Here is a 21,580-nt window from a genome sequence, read left to right as displayed (position 1 = left end):
TTAATCTACTCATCAGAGAGGTGAACCATGAGCAAACCCACATTCGACATTGACGCCGCCCTGCAAGCCCTGCGTGACGGCCAGGATTTGACCGGTAAAGACGGCATTCTCACGCCGTTGATCAAGCAACTCACCGAAGCCGCCATGCAGGCTGAGTTGGACAATCATCTTGCCAAAGAAGCCACGCCGAACCGCAAGAATGGCACGACTGGCAAGACCATGAAAGGCCCCGTCGGCAGCTTCGAATTGAAGACGCCCCGTGACCGCAGCGGCACCTTCGAGCCCCAGCTTATCAAGAAACACCAGACGCACCTGACCGATGAGCTGGAGCGCAAAATCCTGGCCCTGTTTGCGCTCGGCAACAGCTACCAGGACATCCGCGCTCACATTGCTGAGTTATATGATATTGAGCTGTCCAACGGCACCATCAATGCTGTCACCGACAAACTTCTGCCAGAGCTACAGGCATGGCGAGAGCGTGATCTTGAAGTCATCTATCCAATTGTCTGGCTTGACGCCATTCACTACAAAATCAAGGAAAACGGGCGTTACGTCAGCAAGGCCATCTACACCATTCTCGCCCTGAACATCGAGGGAAAGAAGGAGCTGCTTGGCCTGTATCTGTCCGACCAGGAAGGCGCCCATCACTGGCTCTCCGTGCTGACAGACCTCTACAATCGTGGCGTTAAGGACATCCTGATCGCCTGTGTAGATGGCCTGAAAGGCTTCCCGGAAGCCATCGAGAGCATTTACCCGAAAACGGAAATCCAGCATTGCGTGATTCACCAGATCCGCAACTCGCTGAAGTATGTCGCATCGAAAAACCAGAAAGCCTTCATGGCTGATCTGAAGCCCGTCTACAAGGCTGCAACGCTGAACGCCGCAGAAATCGCACTCGATGAACTGGAAGCCAAATGGGGCGAGAAATATCCAATGGTGATCAAGTCTTGGCGGGGCAAATGGCCAACCCTATCGGCCTACTTCAAATATCCCGATTACGTCCGCACTGCGATTTACACCACCAATGCGGTGGAGGCTGTGCATCGCCAGTTCCGCAAGCTGACCAAGACCAAGGGCGGCTTTGCCAGTGAGAACGCCTTACTGAAGCTGTTCTATGCCGGTATACTCAAGGCATCCGAGCGCTGGACCCACCCCGTTCAGAACTGGAACCTGACGCTGTCGCAGATGGCCATCCACTTCCCCGAGCGCCTGGACGAATACATCAGTCTGTGACGCTGCTGTCGGTGACACAGAGTTTTGAACACCCTCGCGCGTAGCTCTGGCTGCCAGCGATTTCATAAACTGGCCAAGGCCTGCCGCGCTTTCTGGGCAGACGAGAAGATGCACATGATTGGTCATCAGGCACCATGCATAAAGCTTGATTTGAAAGGCCTCTTTCAACTCCCGCATATCTGACAGGTAGCGCTGAAAGTCATCCTCGCAAGCAAACACCACTTGACGATTATGGCCCCGCTGCACTACGTGGTGCGGGTAGTTCGGCAATACCACTCGACCCATCCTGGGCATCTACAACCTCCTTAAAATAAATCTGTCCCCTTTTCTCCGCCCTCGAAATTACCGTCTTTACCGTTTACACTGCCGGGCAGCTCCACCTTGGTTCGCTCAATACCATCACCGCCGGTTATCTTTTTGACCTTGGCCGCACCAGCTTGTTTATCAATTAAGCTCGGGGAATTATGGTCAAGGTCTTTACCTTCCATTTGGCGCGTAACCTTGTCGGTATATTTAGTTCCCTCAAGAGGGTTTGCCTCCTTTGCGACAAACTAACCGTCTGGCAAAGAAATAGACCTTGCCTCCATCTCTATTTTGTCGCCGGACTGCATTTCTATGGAAAAGTACAAACTTCCGTTCTGAAGCACCTTCGGCCCGTCAACCTCATTGACGGAGACACTTCCGCCCCATTCTTCTCGCTTAGGCACTCTCAGGTCTATCAGCCCTTCTGCTATCAGAAACACTTCCTGTGATTGGCAATTTCTAAACGCAATCGTAATCGTACCATTCGCCCAGTCAACTATCAGTGTCAACAACGTCCAATCGTGCATCATGACCGGTCACCTTATGGGTAATTTATCGGCAAATGAGCTGCTGGAGATTCTGGCAAAACCACATTGCCGTCAATGTCCAAACGCTGCCCCTGTGGATTATTCACGTGTGCGTGCGGGTTTGCGCAGTTGGTATGACATAGCACACGCTGATTTCCTGTTGCAGGATCAACGTAAGCGCCTCTGCCCGCTTGAGGATCAGGGCCTCTCGGGATTAGCCCCCGCTCTCTAGCGAGGGCATCAATTTGCTCGGGGGTTCTATTGGCAACATCTCCAGGATTGATGTTGGGTGACTTCCCTGCGCCCTTTGTAACCACTCCATCACAACACAACCCCAACGGATCAATCCAGCTTATCGGATTCGGCGCATACTGGTAAGTATTGACCCCACCTGCCAACCCAATCGGATCCTGGCTCGCAAAGCGGCCGCAGTCCGGATCATAGTACCTGAACCGGTTGTAGTGCAGCCCTGTCTCTTCGTCGTGGTACTGCCCCTGAAAGCGGAGGTTCTGCACCGGGCGTTCGTCGGGTGGGATCTCGATCCATACCTGGCGCTGGGTGTTGCCGTCGGCGATGGTGTGCGGCACGGCTGGATAGTCGATCTGATGTACGCGGCCCCAGGCCTTGTAGCGAGCTTCCCAGACGATGTGGCCCTCGGCATTGGTCAGTTCTCGCGGGGTGCCGAGGTGGTCGGTGTGGTAGTAGAGAATCTGCGTTGTGCTTGCCGGTGGTTCGGGGGCTTTGGGCAGGGTGTTCTTGAGGCGCGCGGCAATGCGCCGCTGTAGCGGCAGCACGTTGGCGGCCCAGATGTCCGGATATTGCTGTTGCAGGCTGGCCTCTTCGGGGTCGGGCAGAATGGTGTCCGGATCGTCCGGTGCGCGCACGGTCTGGACCTGGGCAAGGGGCACGAAGCTGTCCGGCTCGTAGACGTAAAGTTTGTGATGCAGTTGCGGCTCGCTTTGATCCGGAGTGCGGCACAGCTGCTGTTCGGTCAGCAGCCGGTTGCCGTCCCAGCTGAAGTGGGTGATGGCTTCAGGCGCCGGACGCTGCCCCGCTTCATTGGTGTGCCATTTGGCAATGCGCCGGCCGAAGGGGTCGTAGGCGTAAGCCCAGTATTGCGATTCCTGGGTGCGGGCATCGTCGATACGCACTGCGCTTAACTGATGCGCTGCATCCCACTGCATGTGCAGATGACGGTGTGGCCCGCTGCGCTTGTCAGTGCAGTTGCCCCAGTGATCATAGGCGTAGCGATGTTCCTGCCAGACAGCCAGACGATTGCCCTTGCCGGCAGGCCATTGGCGGGGATCGAGTAGCATGTCCTGCGCTGTCAGAGGCGGATGATTAGAGCTTGGCCGCTGGGTGCGCAGGTACTCGATCCAACCTTCATCACTCCAGTGGATCGCCGCAGGTGTGTCGGCGGATTCTTGCGTGTCAGCCCCCGACTCGATCAGGTTATGCGCGGGGTCGAAGGCGAAATGTTCCTGTTGCGTCGGTGTGCCTGCCGCAAGCAGTCGGCCGATGGCGTCGTAGCGGTACTGGGTTTGGCCCGCGCGGGCGTCGTCCAGCGTAAGGAGTTGGCCTGTGGTGTCGTAACGGTAACGGCGGGCGATGCGCTGGCCGGCACTGGTGGCCTTGGGCTGCTGGCCGGTCGCCTGTTCATTCGCTGGGCGCAGCCCGGCATCGGGACGTTCAGTGTGACTGGCGAGCAGCCGGCCCAGGGCGTCGAACTCGTAGCGGCTGCGCAGCGCACCTTGAGTGCGGCCTGTTTCCCGGTGCAAGGAGTCGCGCTCGAAGTCGCAGATAACCTGAAAGTCGAGGTTGATCTGATGAACGTGCCCGCTGCCGTACGTCAGCGTATTCAGTTGGCGGCCATCCGGCAGCGTGGTGGTGATACGGTTGCCCAGGGCGTCGTATTCATGGCGCAGCTGGGTATGTGTGCCAAAGCGGCTGAGAGTCTGTTCGCAGGCGATCTGCCCGTTGGGCGTATAAGTCAGTTGCACCCGCGCGAAGGCATTGCGGGCAAGGGTCAACTGACCAGCGTCGTCGTAGGCGTATCGGGTGCGCAGCGCTGGGGCGCCGGGCCTGGCGGCACGTTTTTCCAGCAGCCGCCCGAGGGCATCGCGCTGGTAATAGCTACGCAACACCGAAGTACAGCCGTGTCCGAGCATGGGGCCGCCCACGGGCACTCCGTCAACGCTTTCCAGCAGATGGCCGGCTGCGTCATAGCGGTAGTCAATGCGGCGACCGTCGAAGCCTTGTTCGGCTATCAGGCGATCCAGGTTATCCCAGGCAAAGTGGTAATAGCTGTTGTTCTCGTTGCGCAGTGTGATCAACCGGCCAAAACCATCGTAGCGGTAGTCCAGGCGGTGGCCGATGGCATCGGTGCGTGCAAGTGGTCGGCCTTCGCTGTCGAACTGGTACCGCGTTGTGCGGCCCATAGCGTCGTGGTGGGCTATGAGGTTGCTCTGGGCATCGTAGGCAAACCGCTCACAGCTACCGCCCGGCAGGTCGAGTTTGACCAGGCATGCCTGACGGTTGATGAATCGGTAGGTATAGCGAGTGCGCTGGCCCAGAGCATCGGTGAAGGCGACGAGATTGCCGTAGATGTCCCACTCATAATGAGTGCGTTGGCCGGAGCAATCGGTGTACTCCACGACCCTACCGATGGCATCCAGACGCAGTATCCTGCGCTTGTCATGAGCATCGATGATGGCCACTGGCAGGCCGCGGGCGTCCCGTTCGTAAGTGGTCTGGCTGCCATCGGCCGCAGTAACACGCATCAGATTGCCGCGGGCGTCGTAGTCGTAGCGGGTAGTATGTCCAAGCGGGTTGGTGTGGGCCACAGGTTTGCGCAGGTTTGCATCCCACTGAAGCGCATCAATGGTGCCGTCGGGCCAAGTGATGACGAGTACGTTACCGTGCTCATCGTAGCTGTAGCGCGTGGTGGCACCCTGAGGGTCGATATGAGCAATGACGTGACCAAATGCGTCGCGCTCGGAACGGGTGATGTTGCCCAAGGCATCGTGCAGGGCGATGAGGCGCTGCTCGGCATCGAAGTACTGGATGCTGAAACGTGACAGACCTTCAGACTGTTCGGTGATTCGGGTGCTGCGTTCGGCAGTATCGTAGTGCAGCCACCACTGGCGTTCACTCGATGTTTGCACCGACAGCACCTGGCCGTCGGGGTGGTGCGCTGACCAGCCGAAACGGACGACTTGACCCGACGGCTGCCAATGGGCACTGAGGGTGTGATTGGCATAATCGAAGCGTCGACAATATCGACCTTCAGCATCAAGCACGGCGGTCAGGTCACCTGTGCTGTTGTAGCGGTACTCCACCAGCAGGCGTGAGGAACGGGAGAAGAAGTTGTTGGCGGCACCGGTGTCGGCCAGATAGCGCACCTCGCGCAGACGCGGCGAATCGAAGCCATCGTCATAAACGAAAGCCACCCGGTAGCCATCCGTGCCTTCGAGTTCCAATGGCAGGCCACGGGCGTCGTATTGCAGGTGCCAGCCATTGCCGTTGGGGTCGCGCAGGCCTTGCAGCGGCAGGCGTAAAGCGTCGGTCGTGTTCGTGTAGCCAGGAGAGGCCAGCGGTGAGAATAGTAGTCGCAGGCCTTCGGGGGTGATCAGCTCATACTGCTGTTCAGCGCTGCGCAACAGGGTCGTATGCTCGAAGCGCGAGAAGAAACGCTCTCCGACGTCGAGCAGTGGAAACTGCGTGCGGCGACCTTGCAGATCGATGAAAAACAGATGGCTGTCGCTGCGCTCCAGCGCAAACGACAACGGTAGCGTCCAGCCTGGGCCGAGCAGGCCGCAGTCGTCGTTGTTTGAGAGGTAGGTGCGCTGCCATTGCAAGGCAAAAGCGCCGTCGAGCGTGAAATCGAGTTCGTCCTCGCCTTGCAGCACGCAGGCACCGGTTGCCAATTGAATATTGGGCGGCGTGATACTCATGGTTCATCCTTGTTCATAAGTGCGTTCAGCAGGCGCAGGGCCTATTGGCTTGGCCGTCCCTGTTGTTGGGGGGGGTGTTGCCGTCAACTCGGCCACCTGTGGACGAGGGACTTCCGGTGTTCCTGGCCGATGCGTTACCAACTGCTTCAGCCCCCTGGCGCCCGCCTGTGACGGCGGCTTCAGTACCTGTCTGGGCTGCGCGCGTAGCGTCTACGGCATTACCGACCTGCCTGCCCCTCTTGACTGCGGTGGCTCCCCATCCGAAAAAGGGAATAGCGGCTGCGGCGCTGAGACCGGCATCCACATACTCGCGTTCAGCGGCATAAATCGCGGCATTGGTAAGGTCCGCTGGTATACCCAAGACTGGTACCAGCCCGACCACATCCAGCACACCGTGCGTGACAGCTGACCCCCAGCTTTTCCACCAGCCACTTTCGGCTTCGGTTTCCGCGCCGCCTGAGGGGTTACCCGGAGCTCCGGCTGGGGCGGCACTGGTCTTCGGGACAATAATGCCAGTGGTGTTGCCAATAGGTCCGGGCTGGGGATAATTATTGGGTTGAATGCGACCTTGTTGTGCTTGCGTGCTGTCCTGCCCCTGCTGGTCGGCTGGCACGGGCTTGACCAACTCCGGAAAGGCAATGTCGGGGTTTTCTGCCCGCATTTGCGCATACTGCTCGTAGTTCAGCGCCTCACTCATCAGCATGGTGTCAGGGTTTTGCGGGCTGTACGTTTCCAGCAAAACGCTGCTCTCCCGCGGGTCGACAATGACCGCGTTGCCGTTGGGCAGCGCTACGGGCCTGTATGCGCGGACGGTAATGGGGGCCAGAGTAATCGACATGGCGACGGTTGCCTATGTAATAGGTTTATCAGCGCTCGGCTGTGGTGCCTATGTGTTCTGGAACGCTGAGCGAGACGAGTGCCTGGATTATTTGTGGCCGGCTTTCCTGCAGCTCAATCAAGAAGCTTCGCCCCTCCTCGTCGCCATAGGCGCGGGCGCTGTAGCCCAAAAGCAAGACCCCTTCACTGCCGTCGGCACTTTGCTGCGGGATATAGCGGTAGACGTTCCACTCGATGATGGTGCCGTGCTCGGAATCTGCCGCGCTGAGCAGGAAGTCCAGCAGGAACTCTCCGGTTTGTTCATTGTTCATGATGCGATGCTGGGCGACCGGATCGCTTTGCTTGCGCTCGGTGACGAGCTCGATCTGGCTCTGCACGACCTGGGGCACTGTCATGCCATTCGTCAATTGCTCCACCAGCAGCATGTTGTGGTAATACGGGAGTTCCTGGCCCTGGGGCAGGAACTCGTGTTTGCTGTAACCCGGAGTCGGGTTCGACTGCCAGGCCAGTTGGTAGTTGGTCTCAGCAAACACAATGTTCGGGGGCGATGTGCCCTCGACTGACTGAGCCTGGGGAATAGCAACCAGGCAGACCAACAAAGTGAGGACCCGTGCGGCCTGATGATTGAAACGGGGGAAGATGATCATCGGATTTTCAGCTCTCAAGATAAATGGTGAGTGGGTGTATTGCTTGCCGTGTTGTGAGCAATGGGTTCTCTGCAGGCGCCATGTCAGCGCGGCTGTCCCGGAGGTACGGGCGGGTTTTCCCCGCGAGCGCGCATCTGGTCACGGACCTCGATAGGCGAATCTGGCGGCCACTTGGCGCCTTTTTCGATCATCAGGTCGCGTAGTTCGAGGAATTGGGTATGGATGGGGTTGCCGGGGCGGGTATCGTTGATGTCGAGATAAACCCCCCAGGCTATGGAAGACCCTACGGCTGTGTATGTATTGAATTCTGCACCCTGTTGCACCAAGTAAATGGCAATGTCGGGCTTCATTCTGGTGCTGGCTTCGTGGAGCGCTGTCCTCCCGATGCTGTCACGGTCATCGATACGGGTACCGTGCTCCAATAACAATTTGACATGTTCCAGCCCGCCGAATACCCCACGCTGAAGCATCAGTTTTTGCCCAGGGTACTGATGATTCGGTGATAATCCCCCGTCGAGCATGGCCTTGAGGTAGCGGGTGTCATCGTGCTTCATAAAGGTAAATTGCAAGGCGCTGCCGATACCTTGTGCTATTTGTGCGTCCGGATTAACACCCAGTTCCACTAATGCTTGGATGGCATCGAAGTTTTCGTGGGCGATAGCAAACCACATCAGGTCCATGTCCTTTTCGCCTTTAAGACTAAGGTCCTGACCCTCTGCCAGCTGCCTTAGCTGAGCCATATCGTTGCGTTCGATCGCCTGGGCCAGCAGCAGATAGTGGCCTTTGAAGAAGGTGCTGGCGGGGTATGAATGGTTCATAAAGCGGTTTCCTTGACCATTGCCTGGAAAGCAGGCGGTGAGCAAAAGCGTTACGCCAAGAATCAGCCAATTGCGGCGTGAGAGCAAGAAGGGCATTTTGTGTAGCAGTGATGCTTTCATTGGCATGTTTTCCCGGTAGCTGAGGCTAAGACCTGTTGGTCTTCGGACTTCTGCTCCTCAATCGAGTCGATGACTTGAGGCATCAAATGTCGATCAATGGGGTCCAGGCCTTTGCCCTCTAATGTGTGCGGCGTACCTACAGAGTCGGGCATCACGGCTGCAAGACCCCAGCGTGCCAGTACGCCGATAGCAGCCCCCTTGACACCACCCAGAGAAAAGCCCGCGCCGGCGGCGGCTGCCGTACCGCCCCAGCCCGGCTCTTGAATGCCGGTCAGTATCTCACCATCGACACGATAGGCCTGGATATCCGTCTGGTGTACAACGCCTCCATAACGCTCCACCGTATTGTCGTGCAGTCCAGCGGCGTTGAATGTAGTGGCCGGCCTGCCGCTGGCTTGCGAGGCAGCAGAAGCCAAGCCTCCCCCCAAGGAGTGCCCGGTAATATCGACAAGGGCTCCAGATCGTTTAATATCCTTTCCGATTTGGACAGCGTTCTCGTAATAGTCCGATTGTCGATCTATGCCCTGCGCAAGATTATTTTTCCAGTCCTCACCATTTTGCGTTCCCTTGAAGGCAACCGTTGGCTTCATATCCGAACCGAACACAGCTGGATCAGGTTCATAAACTGCAGCTCGGAAATTGGAGCCTTCTGCGCTAAGGTCATCAGGATCCAAATTGTATTGCGCCAACTTTTCCGGATCGTTGCTGATATCGATCCAGCCTTCGGGAGGAGGCTGACTGGGATCGTAAACAGCCTGCGAAAGTCGCGCGTGCTCCACCGCCACGTTATTGCGCTCGAAGCGTTCCGTGGCCGCTTGCAAGCGATCCTTTTCTGGGCCCTCGGGCATATCCTCCAGCTGGTCCTTGGCCGCAGTGATCTGACCTTTGCGGCAGTCCCAGCGGGCTTTCTTGCTGCTGGCGGCGTTAGTGCCAACGGCGTTGCCCGGGTCGGCCCGGTTCATCCATACCTTGTCGCCCGTTCGCACCAGATGCTGGCCGTTGATGAAGACACTGGGGCTGTACTGTTCGCTGCGGCTGATTTTCGTATGGGTGCCTGAAACCACTCCTTTGCCGGCGCCTGGTTCGTCACCCTTGACGTTATCGGCGTAGCTTTCCTCGTGCAGGTAGGCCGGCTGACCGCGAAAGAACACGTTGGGCGAGCACTGCTTGCTCTGGCCCATGTCATGGGTAATGGGATAAGGAATTGGCTTCCCTTTCTTGTCGGGAGTGAGACAGACGTCTGGCAGCATGCTGACCAGCACAAACTGCGTATCCTTGGCTATAGCGGCTTCGCTGGCCATTTTTATGCTTCCCTGCGTCGGATTTCGAGCACGCGCACGTCGGCATCGGCGGCGATGAGCATACGGTGGACGCAAGTCAGCGTCATACGATGCATGTCGAAAATAAGCGTGTCCAGGTGCATCGGGCGCGCCAGGATCGGACCTGCATGCAGGCGCGCCAAGGCATGGGGTGGACGGTCTGGCAGGCAGGCGCGGAATTGTCCGCCGCCTGGGGTCAGGCCTACAAGCAGAATCTCTTCTCCACCTTCTGGGTAATCGATCTGCTGATCCTGCGGGGCGCAGTTCCAATAGTTGGCGTCGAAATCCAGAGGCAGGCGGGGCCAGCGATGTTCTTTCCAGTTCTGGTCATAGGTGCCGGCGAATGACACACGTGGTTGCCACCAACGACCAATGGCGCCGAGGCCCATCACCGGATAGTCCAGGCGCTCCAGCCAATGGTCCTTGAATGGTTGTTCGAACACTTCCATTTGCGGCGCCTTGAGCATCTGCGGGCGCACCTTTTTCAGCCACAGTGAGTGCAGCAGGCCACAACCGATCGGGTTAGGTTCGTACCTGGCGTGGATCTGTGGCTCCTCATCCTCAGCGAGGGTTTCCGGCCACTGGTAAGTGCCGCCGAAGGCGAGTTCGTAGCGTATCGGGACCTGAATGGCAGGTTCAGGATTGTTCAGCTTCCAGCCCAGCACTCCCGGCTGGATGGTGCGTGGTCCGCACACGGCCATGACTTTGCGCCATTCGCCTATTTTTACGCCGACGGGCCAGCGTGTGGCTTGTTTCCCATCGGGCGCGTAGGCTGTGGCGTGTGCAAAGAGAACGTCGCAGCGAGGCTTGTAGGGTGCAAAATCACTTTCCTGAACAAGACTGCTGGCGTTGACCTTGCTGTAGAACATGTCTGACTGAACCAATTCTTGCTGTTCACGAGCCAATCGAGGCTTTTTTTGCTCGTCCAGGTTGCTGAGGTCGTAAGTGAGGCGGCTGACCAACACATGAAAGACCTTGTCACTGGTATCCATCATCTGGAAGTACTGGCTGGGGAAGTGCGTGTGATTTCGCACTTCCGGCAGGGCCGCTGCCTCTACGGGGGACTCAAGAACATAAGGAGGTTGACGCATTTCCATCATCCATTCTCAATTGAGATCGACACGCTTTGAGTCGACCTGCACGTGATCCGATCCAAGGATATCGATGTTCTTGCCGTTGATCGTGACGGTCCCGTCGGCCTTGAGCATGAGGCTCGACTTGCCCACCGTCAGGGTGATCGAATCGCCATCCATGGTTATGTTTGACCCTCCTGAGGATTTGCCTTCTGGAGCCCCCCCTGCGACCAAGGTGTTTGCCATTGGCACACCACCGCCTGGGGCACTGCTTCCTCCGGCCGTCAGGCTATAGGTTTTGCCGACGGTGGTGCTCTTGTTTCTGCTAATCTGGGCGCTCTGGTTCAAGCCGACGACGGTATTCATCATCAACCCGACATTCAGGCTGTAGCCCAACCCCACGTTTTCCATCCGGCCCAGACCCACGTTCTGGATGTAGGCCATGCCGATGGTCTCGGTCTTGTTCTTGCCGACCTTGGTGGACCAGTTTCTGCCGATGCTGTCCTTTTCGTTGCCGCCGACCCTTTTGGTGCGGTTGCGACCGATGCTGATCTTCTCGTTCAGATCCACTGTTTCGGTGCGGTTCTTGTGGATGGCGATGGTTTCGTTGCCATCCACCTCTTCCTTGCGGTTGCCATGGACGGTGATGGTCTCGTGGCGGTCAACGGTTTCGGTACGGTCTTGCTTGATATGGCTGGTTTCGTCGCGGTCGATGGTTTTGCTGCGGTCGTTGCCGACCCAGTGGGTTTCATCGTTCTCGACTTCGATATCCTGATTGCGCTCGGCATGAATCCACAGCTGTTCGGCGCCTTTGCTGTCTTCGAAGCGCAAGGCATTGGCGTTGTCGTAACCACCGCCCAGGGTCGAGCGAGTCAGAAAGCCGGACTGGGTGGCATTCGCCGGCAGGCCCCATGGGGGCATCTGCAGGGCGTTGTACACCCGGCTGGTGATGATCGGGCGGTCCGGATCGCCATGCAGGTAGTCGACCAGGACTTCCTGACCAATCCGCGGAATATGGATGCCGCCAAAGCCCGACCCCGCCCAGGGGTGCGAGACGCGAATCCAGCAGGAGCTGTCCTGGTCTTTGCTGCAGTAACGGTTCCAGGGGAAGGACACGGTGACCCGGCCGTACTTGTCGGTATGGATTTCCTGCCCGGGCGGGCCGGTTACCGTGGCGGTGTCGGGCCCCTGGGTCAAAGGTTTGGGCGTGAGCCGTTGCGGGCGGAACGGCTGGTCGCTGGGGTGCGTCTGGATGTCGATACGAAAGCTGTGGCTGTCGCTACTGCCGCCGGCTTCATAGTCGTTGTCGCTAAAGCGGTAGTCGGCGGCGACGATCAAGTATTCGACGTTGTACTTGCCGACCGGGTGTTTCTCCAGGGTGAACAGCCAGCCCGGTGCCAACCCCCGGGCGCGCCCGGCGGCATGACCGCGGGCCTGGGTGCTCTGCAGTTCTTCCATACGCACCCGGGAATAGGCATCACCCTGGTCAAGGTCATCGTAGCCGCCGGGGTAGTCAAAGCACTCGTAGCCGTCGTGGGCGTGGCCGGGACGCAGGTTGTTGACTACCGCCAGGTCGGCCTTGGGCATGGTGAAGTTGTAGTCGCGGGCCATGAACTGGCCACTGCGCACCTGCTGACCGGCGCTCCAGCGGTCGAGATGATCCTTGTCCGGGTAGGTCTGGTCCGGCGCATAGTAGGGAATGGAAGCGTAACCCGGATACGGGTTGCGCAGGCCGATGTCATCGGTCAGTACCAGGGCATGCTCACCGGCACTGTGATCGAACCAGAACCAGATACCTTCGTTCTCCAGCATGCGCATGACGAAGTTGGCATCGGTTTCCCGGTACTGCACACAATAGTCCCATACGCGATAGCTGCGGCTGAGGATCAGGCGGACTTCAAACGGGTAGTCTGCCAGCACCTGCCGGATCATGTCCGGGGCGGTCATCTTCTGGAAGATACGGTAGTCGGTGCGCCGCGTGGCGTACCATAGCCAGGGGTTGAGCTGGGCTTCATAGAGATAGAAGCGACCGGCGCTGCCGACGGCAGCAAAATGCACGCACTGGCCGTTGAGGTGACGCACGCCGCCACCGGGCAATTTGATCTCGACAGTGACCGAGGTGCCGAGCATGGCATCCGGGGACAGGTTATCGTCTTCACTTTTGAGCGTGAGGGCAAAGTCGAACAGACGGGAAACTTCTTCATGCCCGCTCAGAGCGGAAAAACGCAGACGGTCGCCAAGCGCCGTAGTGACATTGATAAGGCGATTCATCCACCCTCCTGGCAGATTTTCATGACATTCGTACGGTGCAGTAGTCGCAGCTGCAGGTATCAGGGGAATACTGCTGCAGGCCCCGTGCCCGCACCGCGCCAAACTATGCGCGAACTATATCAGCAAGTTTTCCGGCAGGTGACTGGCAGAATTCAAAACCATGAACTGCTTCACACTTTATATTCAATTTAAGTCTGCAAGCGCTGAAGTGACTGATCCAGAGCCATAAAATCACAGCTCTGGACGGCCAGACGACTGCTCTTGCCAGGTCACTCTGGGCACGGTTCCGGATAGAGCGTCAGATCAGAGCGGTCTTTCTTCCCTGAATCACCCACCCAGGTTAGCCAACCCAATTGCTGTGGCCCTCCCAGCTGGCAGGTGGGAACTTCGTTCGCCTGCAATATCAGACTGACTTCCCAACTGAATTCAATACCGACATAGGTGCTTATCCAGTCACTCAACTGACGGTTGCCTGCGCCGCCAGGCAGGAAGCTGGAATATTGAGCGAGGGTCAGGGGGCCGAGGACAATTTTGAAATGGTGCTGACGATCGAGTACGCGGCGACCGGCGATAGTGTCCACCCCTAGCTGACAGCCTTGAAAGCCGGTCAGGCGTGTCTGCTGATCTTCGGAAATGCGCAGCCAACGGCTGGCAAATTCGCAGACGTTGACCTCGACCTGAAAGTAAGACGCAATGATGCGCGCGAGCCCTTCCGCGTTGCGCACCTGCCTGGCCAAATGGCCGGCTTGAGACAAATAGGCATGGTGCGGTACCGAGCCGGGCCGCGAAACAATGCTGCGCCCCTGCAACCCCAGCAGGCTGGACACATATCGACTGAAACTGTCGGTATCCGGACGGTCCAGGCTGTTGGTGGATTGCGCCTCTGCCCAGGCGCGATAAAACAATGAGATCAGGCGGTGATGAAAGAGATCAAAGAACTCGGCAAGCGCTTTGTCTCCATGCAACTCGCTGCGCTCGCGCACGTATTCGGTCATGACCAATGGCATGGGGCCGTTTGGACCGAACAGCCCGAACCCGTGAATGGTCAGCTTGGCCGGCTGGCTGTCACGATTACGCTCGAGATCGGCGAGCGCGGATGGGGCAAACGATGAAGAAGGCTTCTGACCCAGACGAATGGGTTCGTTGCGTGGTCGCGGAGCTCTGCCCAGTGGCAGGTTGTTCTTGTTGAGGGCATCAATTCGCCGCAACAAGGCAAAAAGATCAAAGGTGTGGGTATCCTTCTCCAGCGATTCGACAAGTTCGAGGAAGGCGTCCGACGCAGTGCTGCTCATGCACAAGGCCTCGTACCGAAACGGGGCGCCCATTTACCGACAAGGCCGCGCTGAGCGCTGTGCAGATGGAATTCGGTGAATGAGTTGATGCTTACATGACGGGCAAGGTATTGCTCCAGCAAGCTACCGAACAGGTAGGCGCTGGCCCCGGAGAATAGCGATTCGTCCACGGTAATATCTATCTGCACCCCTCTGCCGAAAGTCAGCGGTCCGTTTCCGGGCAACCTGCGGGTGACCGGTTTCAAGGTAACCGAGAGGATCGACTGGGCATGCTTGGCAATGGCAGGATCACCCAGCGATTTGTAGGCGGAGAGCAAAATACTCAGCAAACTTGTAGTTTCTTCCGAGCTGACTTCAGACAGCATGCGATAATTCAGTGACAGCTGGTTGATGAGTCGCCAGTTGATTTCGCCTTCCGGGATGGCCGGAACCGGCCGGCTTGGCCCGCGCAGAATGCGGATACCAGACACCGGGAACGAGTTGATGGCCAGCAGATCGTTGTCCGTCCCCACCTTGACCAGCAGCGGCAAATCCCTGTTGGTGGCTGTTATATCAACCCCGAGCTGCCTCAGCGAGCTCGAAAATGGCGCCTCGTTCTGATCAACCAGCGACAAGAAGACTTCGGAGCCGATATAGGTTGAGCGGGGGCCCTTGCTGTGTATCAGACTGGATTTTGTGCGGGGCTCGCGACGCGCTGAAAAATAGCTTCCATGACTTGATTTGTCAGTCGCAACTGACGAGTAGAACGGGCGAAACTCTGCCTCTACCGAGTTATCCCGGCCAAATCCTTCCGCAGCATTGACACTGAATACTTCGTAGTCAATCGGATGTGTCCGGTCGGCAACCAGGTGGTATTCGTTGGTACCTGGAGCAATGGGAACCCTGTCAGATCGCATTTCGATGAGGTTGATGACCGGCGTGCAATTAAGACAGAAATTATCACGGTCAACCAGTTGCTCGAACTCGGAGGTGTCGTGGTCGAGCAGTATCAGCACCTCGAAGGAAAGCGGAAACTCGCCTTTGCTTGCCAGGGAGCCAAGCTGATTCAGCCTGAAAAAATTGAAGCGGGCTGGAAACGCAAAGTATTCATGTAGCAGTCTGTGGCCGCTGAAGCCCTTTATGGACGAAGGCAGCAATGACTCGTCTTCCGCAAAACCAACGGGCATCAATGCGTCTTTGGATTGTATGCGCCAGTCACCCGGTGTGCCGTCGGTAGGTCGCATGGCGACGCCAACGGTATGCGCCATGATGATTTCATAGAGATGGGATGACAGGCGATTGTCGGCATTGATGTACAGCGGCAGGGTGTCAACGCGGTGCGGCTTTTTGCCTTCGGCAACGTCGAACCTGAAGCTCAAGCGCAGGGCGGAGCGTGCCTGACGCTGCGGGGACTTGAGGTTTTTGTACAGCTCACCCGGAATGCTGGAAAAGCCAGCTTCATTGACCTCCAGAGTCAGCAAATCCAGCTCATGGGCCGTACGAAACTCACACTGGGTTTTACGCCCGGGCTGTGCCGGTTCCCGCAAACGAGAACCCCTGGGTATCTGAAAACCGGAGCCATCATGGCTGCTCATGTCCCCGGGCTTGAACTGGACAATGCACATCGAGGGCGTTGGTGCCAGGTAGTTAGGGTACATAACTTCCAGCAGCCGCTGCGAAAATCTCGGAAACTCGGCATCCATTTTCAAGCGGATGCGAGCTGTCAGGAAGCAGAACCCCTCGAGCAGTCGCTCGACATAGGGGTCGGTTATTTCCGACTCATGCAAGCCAAGGCGAGAGGCAATCTTGGGAAAGCGTTGCGAAAACTCAAGGCCGGACTCTCTGAGGTAGTTCAATTCCTGGTTGTAGTAATCGAGCAGTCGCGGATCCATCATCAAGGCCCTTCGTTGTGGTCAAGCACGATCTGGTTGGTCTCCAGATCAACATGGGATACCAGCAAAAGGTCAACCGGATAGGGTTCTGCCAACAGCTGCCCGCGAATTTCAATGCATAGCTGATTGTGTGTTGTGTTGAAACTTTCCGTACCGCGCAAGGACAGTTTGAGAGACTTTGGCGCAATGCGGGGTTCGTAGCGCAAAATTGAAGCGCGCAAGGAGTCCATTACATGCGCCCAGTCACTGTCGGAGACATGAATACCGGACAAGGGCGGCAAGCCGTAATTGAGCACAGACTCATAGGCAAGGCACTCAGGCGGGATACCCGAAGTAGAGGCTGCATTGATCGTGTTCAATAACCAGCCCAGGTCCCGTATGACGGCTGAGCGCAAATCCTTGTTGCTGAATGCCCTGGCCGCGCTGGCTTCCGAGCTGCTGCGAGGATTCAAGTCTGTCAGGCGATCAATCAGGGATGGCAGTATCTTGGTCTTGTTCACGCTCATGACCCTGTCAGCCCTCTGAGGCATGCATGTTGACAAGGCTGCGTACCGACAGGGCAGGAAACTCACCACTGTCACTGACAAAAATCTTCTGTCCAAGACCGACCCAAGTGTCGCTTCCCAACTCTTGCCATTCAGTCTTGCGGCACAACAAGGTGTCATCTCCACCCTGGCCATCTTCGTCCGGGTAGCGGCATGGCATCAAGGCACTGAACGCTTGCCCATCGACCAGTTTCACGCTGCATGGTAGCCAGAACAGGTCGCGCAGGTCTACGGGAGCTTCGGCTTCAAGTTCGGCGATATCTGACAATGGAACCCAGTAATAAGCGCCATTCATGAACAGCTCGCATACCGGACCCAGGCGGCTGTCAGCATCTGCAAGCCACTCTGCAGCTTGCCCATTGATTTCAAAACGGCATGCCTGAGCAGCGTCAAAAGCGTCATCGCGCATCTGCGCGGCTTGGGCAACGTCATTCAATGACAACAGGTGCAAAGCCGATGCCAGCGTGTTTACCCAGGCAGGGGCGCCGTCCAGCATTGCAGGCAAGCTTTCTCCGGCCAACACCTTGTTGCGCAGCATTTCACAACGAATAGCTTCATTGTAGGCTGCAGCCAGCGGCATACAGGCTGGAGCCAGTTGCGCTGCGCGCTCGAGTTGAGCAGTCGCTTGCTGCCACTGTCTTGAGGCCATGTACAGCTGCGCCAATGCAACGCGATGTTTGACTTCGGCAGGTTCCTTGCGGATGGTCGAGACGGTCTCCTCGATCTGTTCTGCAAGTGGCATCTCATGGTTCAGAATTTTACGGGTTGACTGCATTGGATAGCGTCCTTGCGAGATCAGTGGTCAATGAAACTGCAGTGTCAGAGCGTGCTGAAATATATGCCTGCCAGGCCAGGGGCGAGGCCAAACAGACGTATTTAGCGCGGTCTTGCACTGAATAGATTGGATGGTGTGTGACGTATGACTGGGGGCTTTTGGCAAACTATTGATGCCAACAGAGTCATTGATGTTGCTCTGAGGGCCCAACGAGCAATGTTGTGAGATACGCCGACATCGAGCCGGGCGTACCCCACAACAAAAAAAGTGGCGCAGAATGAATCTGCGCCCCTTTTGATCACTCGTTGTTCTGCTTGACATCCCAGGTACCGGTAACGGTAGCACCCATGGACCCGTCAGTATTCTGCTCCTTGACTTCAACTTTGATCTTGCCGTAAGACATGCCAACCTGCTCCATAACGCGTGCGTCAGATGTGGAACCGCTTGGTTGTACGTGGGTGATCAGTACTTCAGTCAGCGTCACCTTCATGTACTCCTGCGAGCCATCACCAACCTTGCAGCACGACAGCTCGACGGTGGGGATGTGCTTACCGCTGGCGCAATACTTCATGAGGTTCGGGGTGGCTTTATCAATATAGTGATTGAAGCAAAGCTCACTGAAATTGGCTTTACCAATACCCGAACCACCGCCAGTGTGCGAGGTTGAGGTTTGGCTTACACCATAACCCCAGCTGGTGACATCAATCTGACCCGCATGCTTGGCGTCTTTCGACTCACCGGGAATGCCATCGATTTTAATGAAGAAATCCTGAAGAGAAGCCATATTTTATCCTTGAATTACAATTGTATTGGCGGGCTTCATGCCCGCCGCCCAGTTTGACCGAAAGCTACAGCTGACAGCCCGGACACCTTTAGTTGCTTTCAGACTGCTTGACTGAAGGCAATTTTGAAACGAGACGCAGTGACACCGTCAGCCCTTCCAACTGATAGTGTGGCCGCAGGAAAAATTTCGACGTGTAATAGCCAGGATTGTCGCGAACCTCTTCCACATACACTTCGGCAGCAGCCAAAGGTTTGCGGGCCTTGGTATCCTGGGATGAGTTGGCCGGATCGCCATCCACATAATTCATGATCCAGTCGTTGAGCCAGCGCTGCATATCTTCACGCTCGCGGAAAGAACCAATCTTGTCGCGAACAATGCATTTCAGATAATGAGCAAACCGGCAGCAGGCAAACAGGTAGGGCAGGCGCGCAGCCAGCTTGGCATTGGCGCTGGCATCCGGATCATAGTACTCATGCGCTTTCTGCAAAGACTGTGCACCGATGAATGCGGCTACATCCGAATTCTTTCTGTGGACCAGCGGCATGAAGCCATTCTTGGCCAGCTCGGCTTCACGGCGATCAGAGACGGCGATTTCAGTGGGGCACTTCATGTCCACGCCGCCGTCATCGGTTGGGAAGGTATGCGTAGGCAGATCGTCGACCGCACCGCCTGACTCAACGCCCCTGATCGAGGTACACCAGCCGAAATGCTTGAATGAACGGTTGATGTTGACGGCCATGGCATAGGCAGAGTTTGCCCAGCAATAGCGACCGTGATCCGTTCCATCGGTTTCTTCTTCAAAATTGAAGGCATCAACCGGATTGCTTTTGATCCCGTAAGGCATCCGCGCGAGGAACCGCGGCATCGCCAACCCGATGTAGCGGGAGTCATCGGAAGCACGCAAACTCCGCCAGGCGGCATATTCGGTGTTCTCGAAAATCTTGGTCAGGTCACGAGGATTGGCCAGCTCCTGCCAGGATTCCATTTGCATGGCGGCCGGAGAGGCCCCGGAAATGAAGGGGCAGTGCGAGGCTGCAGCAATCTTGGCCATTTCGCCAAGCAGCTCGACATCCGCGGGCGAGTGATCAAAATAGAAATCACCCACCAGGCACCCGTAAGGCGTGCCACCCAGCTGGTCGTATTCCTGCTCATAGACTTTCTTGAAGATCGGGCTTTGATCCCAACCTATGCCCTTGTGCCGGCGCAGGGTTCGGTGCAGCTCTCTTTTGGAGATTGGCAGCACCCGGATTTTCAGCATTTCATCAACTTCGGTGTTGTTCACCAGGTAATGCAAACCACGCCAGGCGCTTTCAAGCTGCTGAAAGTCCTGATGGTGAATAATCGCGTTGACTTGCTCTGACAGCTTTCTGTCAATTTCGGCAATGATATCTTCAATCGCCTTGTAGGCATCTTTGCTGACAGTCAGCGAATTTGCCAACGCCTGTTCAGCCAGTGTCTTGACCGCATTCTGAACAGCTGCACTGGCTTCATCGGTTTTGGGCTTGAACTCACGCTGCAGCAGCGCGGAGAAATCATTCGACGCAACCTGTGTGGATTGCTGTTCTTCATCCCGAATACTGGTTTCCATGGCCTGAAGCTCCTCTTGTAAATTGAATTCAGTTGTTGTCTTCAGTATCAACTGTTTTGACTTCGGGATTGGGTGACTGCGCCAGCGACTTGAGCAACGCGGGGTCCTGTAAAACACGCCCGATCAGCTCTTCTGCACCCGTTTTACCATCCATGTAGGTGAGCAGATTGTTCAGCTCTGTACGCGCATTGAGGAGCTTCGACAGCGCATCAACCTGCTCTGCTACGGCATCAGGAGAGAAGTCATCCATGCTTTCGAAATTGAGCTCAACCGCCAGATTGCCTTCACCGGTCAAGGTATTGTCCACGTGGAAGGCTGCCCTTGGTTTGATGGCTTTCATTCGCTCATCGAAGTTGTCGATGTCGATTTCAAGAAACTTGCGGTCAGCGACTGAATCCATGGGCTCAAGTGGCTTGCCTGCAAGGTCGGCCATGATGCCCATGACAAAGGGCAACTGGATTTTCTTTTCCGAGCCGTAAAGCTCGACATCGTATTCAATCTGTACACGCGGGGCGCGGTTACGGCTTATGAACTTCTGACTGCTTTTGGAATTGATTGGGGACGTCATATTCTCTCCTTGAACGGCATGTCAGCTGTGTGCTGATCATTCTCTTGCGGAAATACCAGTTATCATTTCAACCTGATGCAACCCGTCAGGCGCTATGTCTCTGAGAATCGAAACAAAATCCTGGCCGATCATGTTCCGCGCTCTGCGAATCAGTAGCGGTGCAGGGTTGGCGGGTTCACACTCTTCCAGGTAGGCGCACACCGCATCAAGCATGGAGATGGCGTCCTGACGCCCAAGCCGGCCTGATGCATGTGCAACTCCGTTTGACGCCGGGCCCTGGCTCACAGCGGGCGCCTCCGGCGCTTGCGGGGACTCCTCTGCGGCCAGTTCCGGGCGTAGAAAACAGTCAAGAAAGCTGCACAATGCGCCGAAATCGGGTGCATATTCGGCGCCCAGCTGACACTGGATGCGCTCTTTCAGCGTATTCGTCAGCTTGTGCAATGTCGGCAGCGCGGCGATATCCGGGTTGCCATCCTTCAATTCATCCTGCAGAAACGTCGTGACGTTGTCTCGTGACAGCGGAATGTCATCGACGGCTTCCCGCGACTGCTGGATACGTTCCAGGGAGCCGAGCGCAATATTGCCCAGTGTGCGGCTATGGATGATGCGCTCGCGCAGGTCCTTGATCAGGCCGTTATTAGCAGTCAATTCTGTCAGCGCGTTGCTGCGCAGCAAGGGGTCCGCCTCCCCTTCAAACTCCAGCGCCGGAAAGCCATTGGCCCAATAGTGCTCGGTCAATGCCAGTAGCAGTTCTACTCCAAGCACTGCGCCGGCTACACCCTCGGTTCTGGTCAGCGCCCGAGTAATCATGACCGCCAACCTGAAGTCCTTGCTTTTTTTCAACAGGGCCTGGGCTTCCCGTGAAACCAGCGTCCAGTCAGGCTCGACAGCGTGGATCAGGGTTTCCCCATACTGCTGCTCGGGCTTGCCCTGCATTTCAGTGACCAGGGAAACGAATTCCTGGTCATAATCAAGCTCCGCGCCAGCCGGGTTATCGACCGATACAGGCTCAAGCAAAATCGAGATATCGATGCTCATACTGACTCCGGCGTTTTC

The 21,580-nt window shown here is 56.8% G+C and carries 18 protein-coding genes and 1 pseudogene; 1 reads left to right on the top strand and 18 read right to left on the bottom strand.

What is annotated here, in order from left to right; translation table 11 throughout:
• Positions 1-27: 27 nt before the first annotated feature.
• Complete coding sequence (locus BLU07_RS00970) at positions 28-1,233, top strand: IS256 family transposase (RefSeq protein WP_092383263.1); 1,206 nt, start codon at positions 28-30, stop codon at positions 1,231-1,233.
• A 36-nt stretch (positions 1,234-1,269) separates the two neighbouring features.
• Here the strand turns inward: BLU07_RS00970 and BLU07_RS00965 are convergent.
• The 18 genes and pseudogenes from BLU07_RS00965 to tssA all read right to left on the bottom strand — a co-directional run.
• Positions 1,270-1,527, bottom strand: a pseudogene (locus BLU07_RS00965) (transposase); the annotation flags it as partial.
• A gap of 11 nt (positions 1,528-1,538) precedes the next feature.
• On the bottom strand, positions 1,539-1,721 hold the full coding sequence (locus tag BLU07_RS00960; RefSeq protein WP_092383261.1) for a hypothetical protein: 183 nt from the start codon (positions 1,719-1,721) through the stop codon (positions 1,539-1,541).
• Positions 1,722-1,784: 63 nt separating this feature from the next.
• On the bottom strand, positions 1,785-2,066 hold the full coding sequence (locus BLU07_RS00955; protein WP_092383259.1) for a hypothetical protein: 282 nt from the start codon (positions 2,064-2,066) through the stop codon (positions 1,785-1,787).
• Positions 2,067-2,077: 11 nt separating this feature from the next.
• Positions 2,078-6,016, bottom strand: a complete 3,939-nt coding sequence (locus BLU07_RS00950) for an RHS repeat-associated core domain-containing protein (protein ID WP_092383257.1) — start codon at positions 6,014-6,016, stop codon at positions 2,078-2,080.
• Positions 6,017-6,041: 25 nt separating this feature from the next.
• Positions 6,042-6,854, bottom strand: a complete 813-nt coding sequence (locus BLU07_RS00945; RefSeq protein WP_092383255.1) for a hypothetical protein — start codon at positions 6,852-6,854, stop codon at positions 6,042-6,044.
• A gap of 28 nt (positions 6,855-6,882) precedes the next feature.
• Positions 6,883-7,500 (bottom strand): hypothetical protein, encoded by a 618-nt coding sequence (locus BLU07_RS00940; RefSeq protein ID WP_092383253.1) that lies wholly within the window; start codon positions 7,498-7,500, stop codon positions 6,883-6,885.
• 83 nt (positions 7,501-7,583) lie between these two features.
• Positions 7,584-8,438: an ankyrin repeat domain-containing protein gene (locus BLU07_RS00935; RefSeq protein WP_197675042.1), complete on the bottom strand. Its 855-nt coding sequence runs from the start codon at positions 8,436-8,438 to the stop codon at positions 7,584-7,586.
• A complete protein-coding gene (locus tag BLU07_RS00930) occupies positions 8,435-9,739 on the bottom strand; it encodes a PAAR-like domain-containing protein (RefSeq protein WP_092383249.1) in 1,305 nt (434 codons plus the stop codon). The genes BLU07_RS00935 and BLU07_RS00930 overlap by 4 nt, the downstream gene beginning before the upstream one ends.
• Before the next feature lie 2 nt (positions 9,740-9,741).
• On the bottom strand, positions 9,742-10,848 hold the full coding sequence (locus tag BLU07_RS00925; protein WP_157719038.1) for a DUF2169 family type VI secretion system accessory protein: 1,107 nt from the start codon (positions 10,846-10,848) through the stop codon (positions 9,742-9,744).
• A gap of 15 nt (positions 10,849-10,863) precedes the next feature.
• Positions 10,864-13,101 (bottom strand): type VI secretion system Vgr family protein, encoded by a 2,238-nt coding sequence (locus tag BLU07_RS00920; RefSeq protein ID WP_092383245.1) that lies wholly within the window; start codon positions 13,099-13,101, stop codon positions 10,864-10,866.
• A 269-nt stretch (positions 13,102-13,370) separates the two neighbouring features.
• The gene (tssG, locus tag BLU07_RS00915) at positions 13,371-14,393 is read right to left on the bottom strand and encodes a type VI secretion system baseplate subunit TssG (RefSeq protein WP_157719036.1); all 1,023 of its coding nucleotides are present in this window, start codon (positions 14,391-14,393) and stop codon (positions 13,371-13,373) included.
• Complete coding sequence (gene tssF / locus BLU07_RS00910) at positions 14,390-16,264, bottom strand: type VI secretion system baseplate subunit TssF (protein WP_407920100.1); 1,875 nt, start codon at positions 16,262-16,264, stop codon at positions 14,390-14,392. The genes tssG and tssF overlap by 4 nt, the downstream gene beginning before the upstream one ends.
• A 2-nt stretch (positions 16,265-16,266) precedes the next feature.
• Positions 16,267-16,764 carry a type VI secretion system baseplate subunit TssE gene (tssE, locus tag BLU07_RS00905; protein WP_157719034.1) on the bottom strand — a complete coding sequence of 166 codons (498 nt, stop codon included), beginning with the start codon at positions 16,762-16,764 and terminating at the stop codon, positions 16,267-16,269.
• Between the two features lie 13 nt (positions 16,765-16,777).
• A complete protein-coding gene (locus tag BLU07_RS00900) occupies positions 16,778-17,584 on the bottom strand; it encodes a type VI secretion system accessory protein TagJ (RefSeq protein WP_092383237.1) in 807 nt (268 codons plus the stop codon).
• Positions 17,585-17,882: 298 nt separating this feature from the next.
• Entirely contained in the window at positions 17,883-18,368 is a 486-nt protein-coding gene (locus BLU07_RS00895) for an Hcp family type VI secretion system effector (protein ID WP_092383235.1), read from the bottom strand.
• An 88-nt stretch (positions 18,369-18,456) separates the two neighbouring features.
• On the bottom strand, positions 18,457-19,956 hold the full coding sequence (gene tssC, locus BLU07_RS00890) for a type VI secretion system contractile sheath large subunit (RefSeq protein ID WP_092383233.1): 1,500 nt from the start codon (positions 19,954-19,956) through the stop codon (positions 18,457-18,459).
• 28 nt (positions 19,957-19,984) lie between these two features.
• Positions 19,985-20,512 (bottom strand): type VI secretion system contractile sheath small subunit, encoded by a 528-nt coding sequence (gene tssB, locus BLU07_RS00885; RefSeq protein WP_197675100.1) that lies wholly within the window; start codon positions 20,510-20,512, stop codon positions 19,985-19,987.
• Positions 20,513-20,560: 48 nt separating this feature from the next.
• A complete protein-coding gene (gene tssA, locus BLU07_RS00880; RefSeq protein ID WP_092383229.1) occupies positions 20,561-21,562 on the bottom strand; it encodes a type VI secretion system protein TssA in 1,002 nt (333 codons plus the stop codon).
• Positions 21,563-21,580: the final 18 nt, after the last annotated feature.

This window comes from Halopseudomonas salegens (assembly GCF_900105655.1).
In the GTDB taxonomy this organism is placed as follows: domain Bacteria; phylum Pseudomonadota; class Gammaproteobacteria; order Pseudomonadales; family Pseudomonadaceae; genus Halopseudomonas; species Halopseudomonas salegens.
This window is presented reverse-complemented; position numbering and strand designations above follow the sequence as displayed.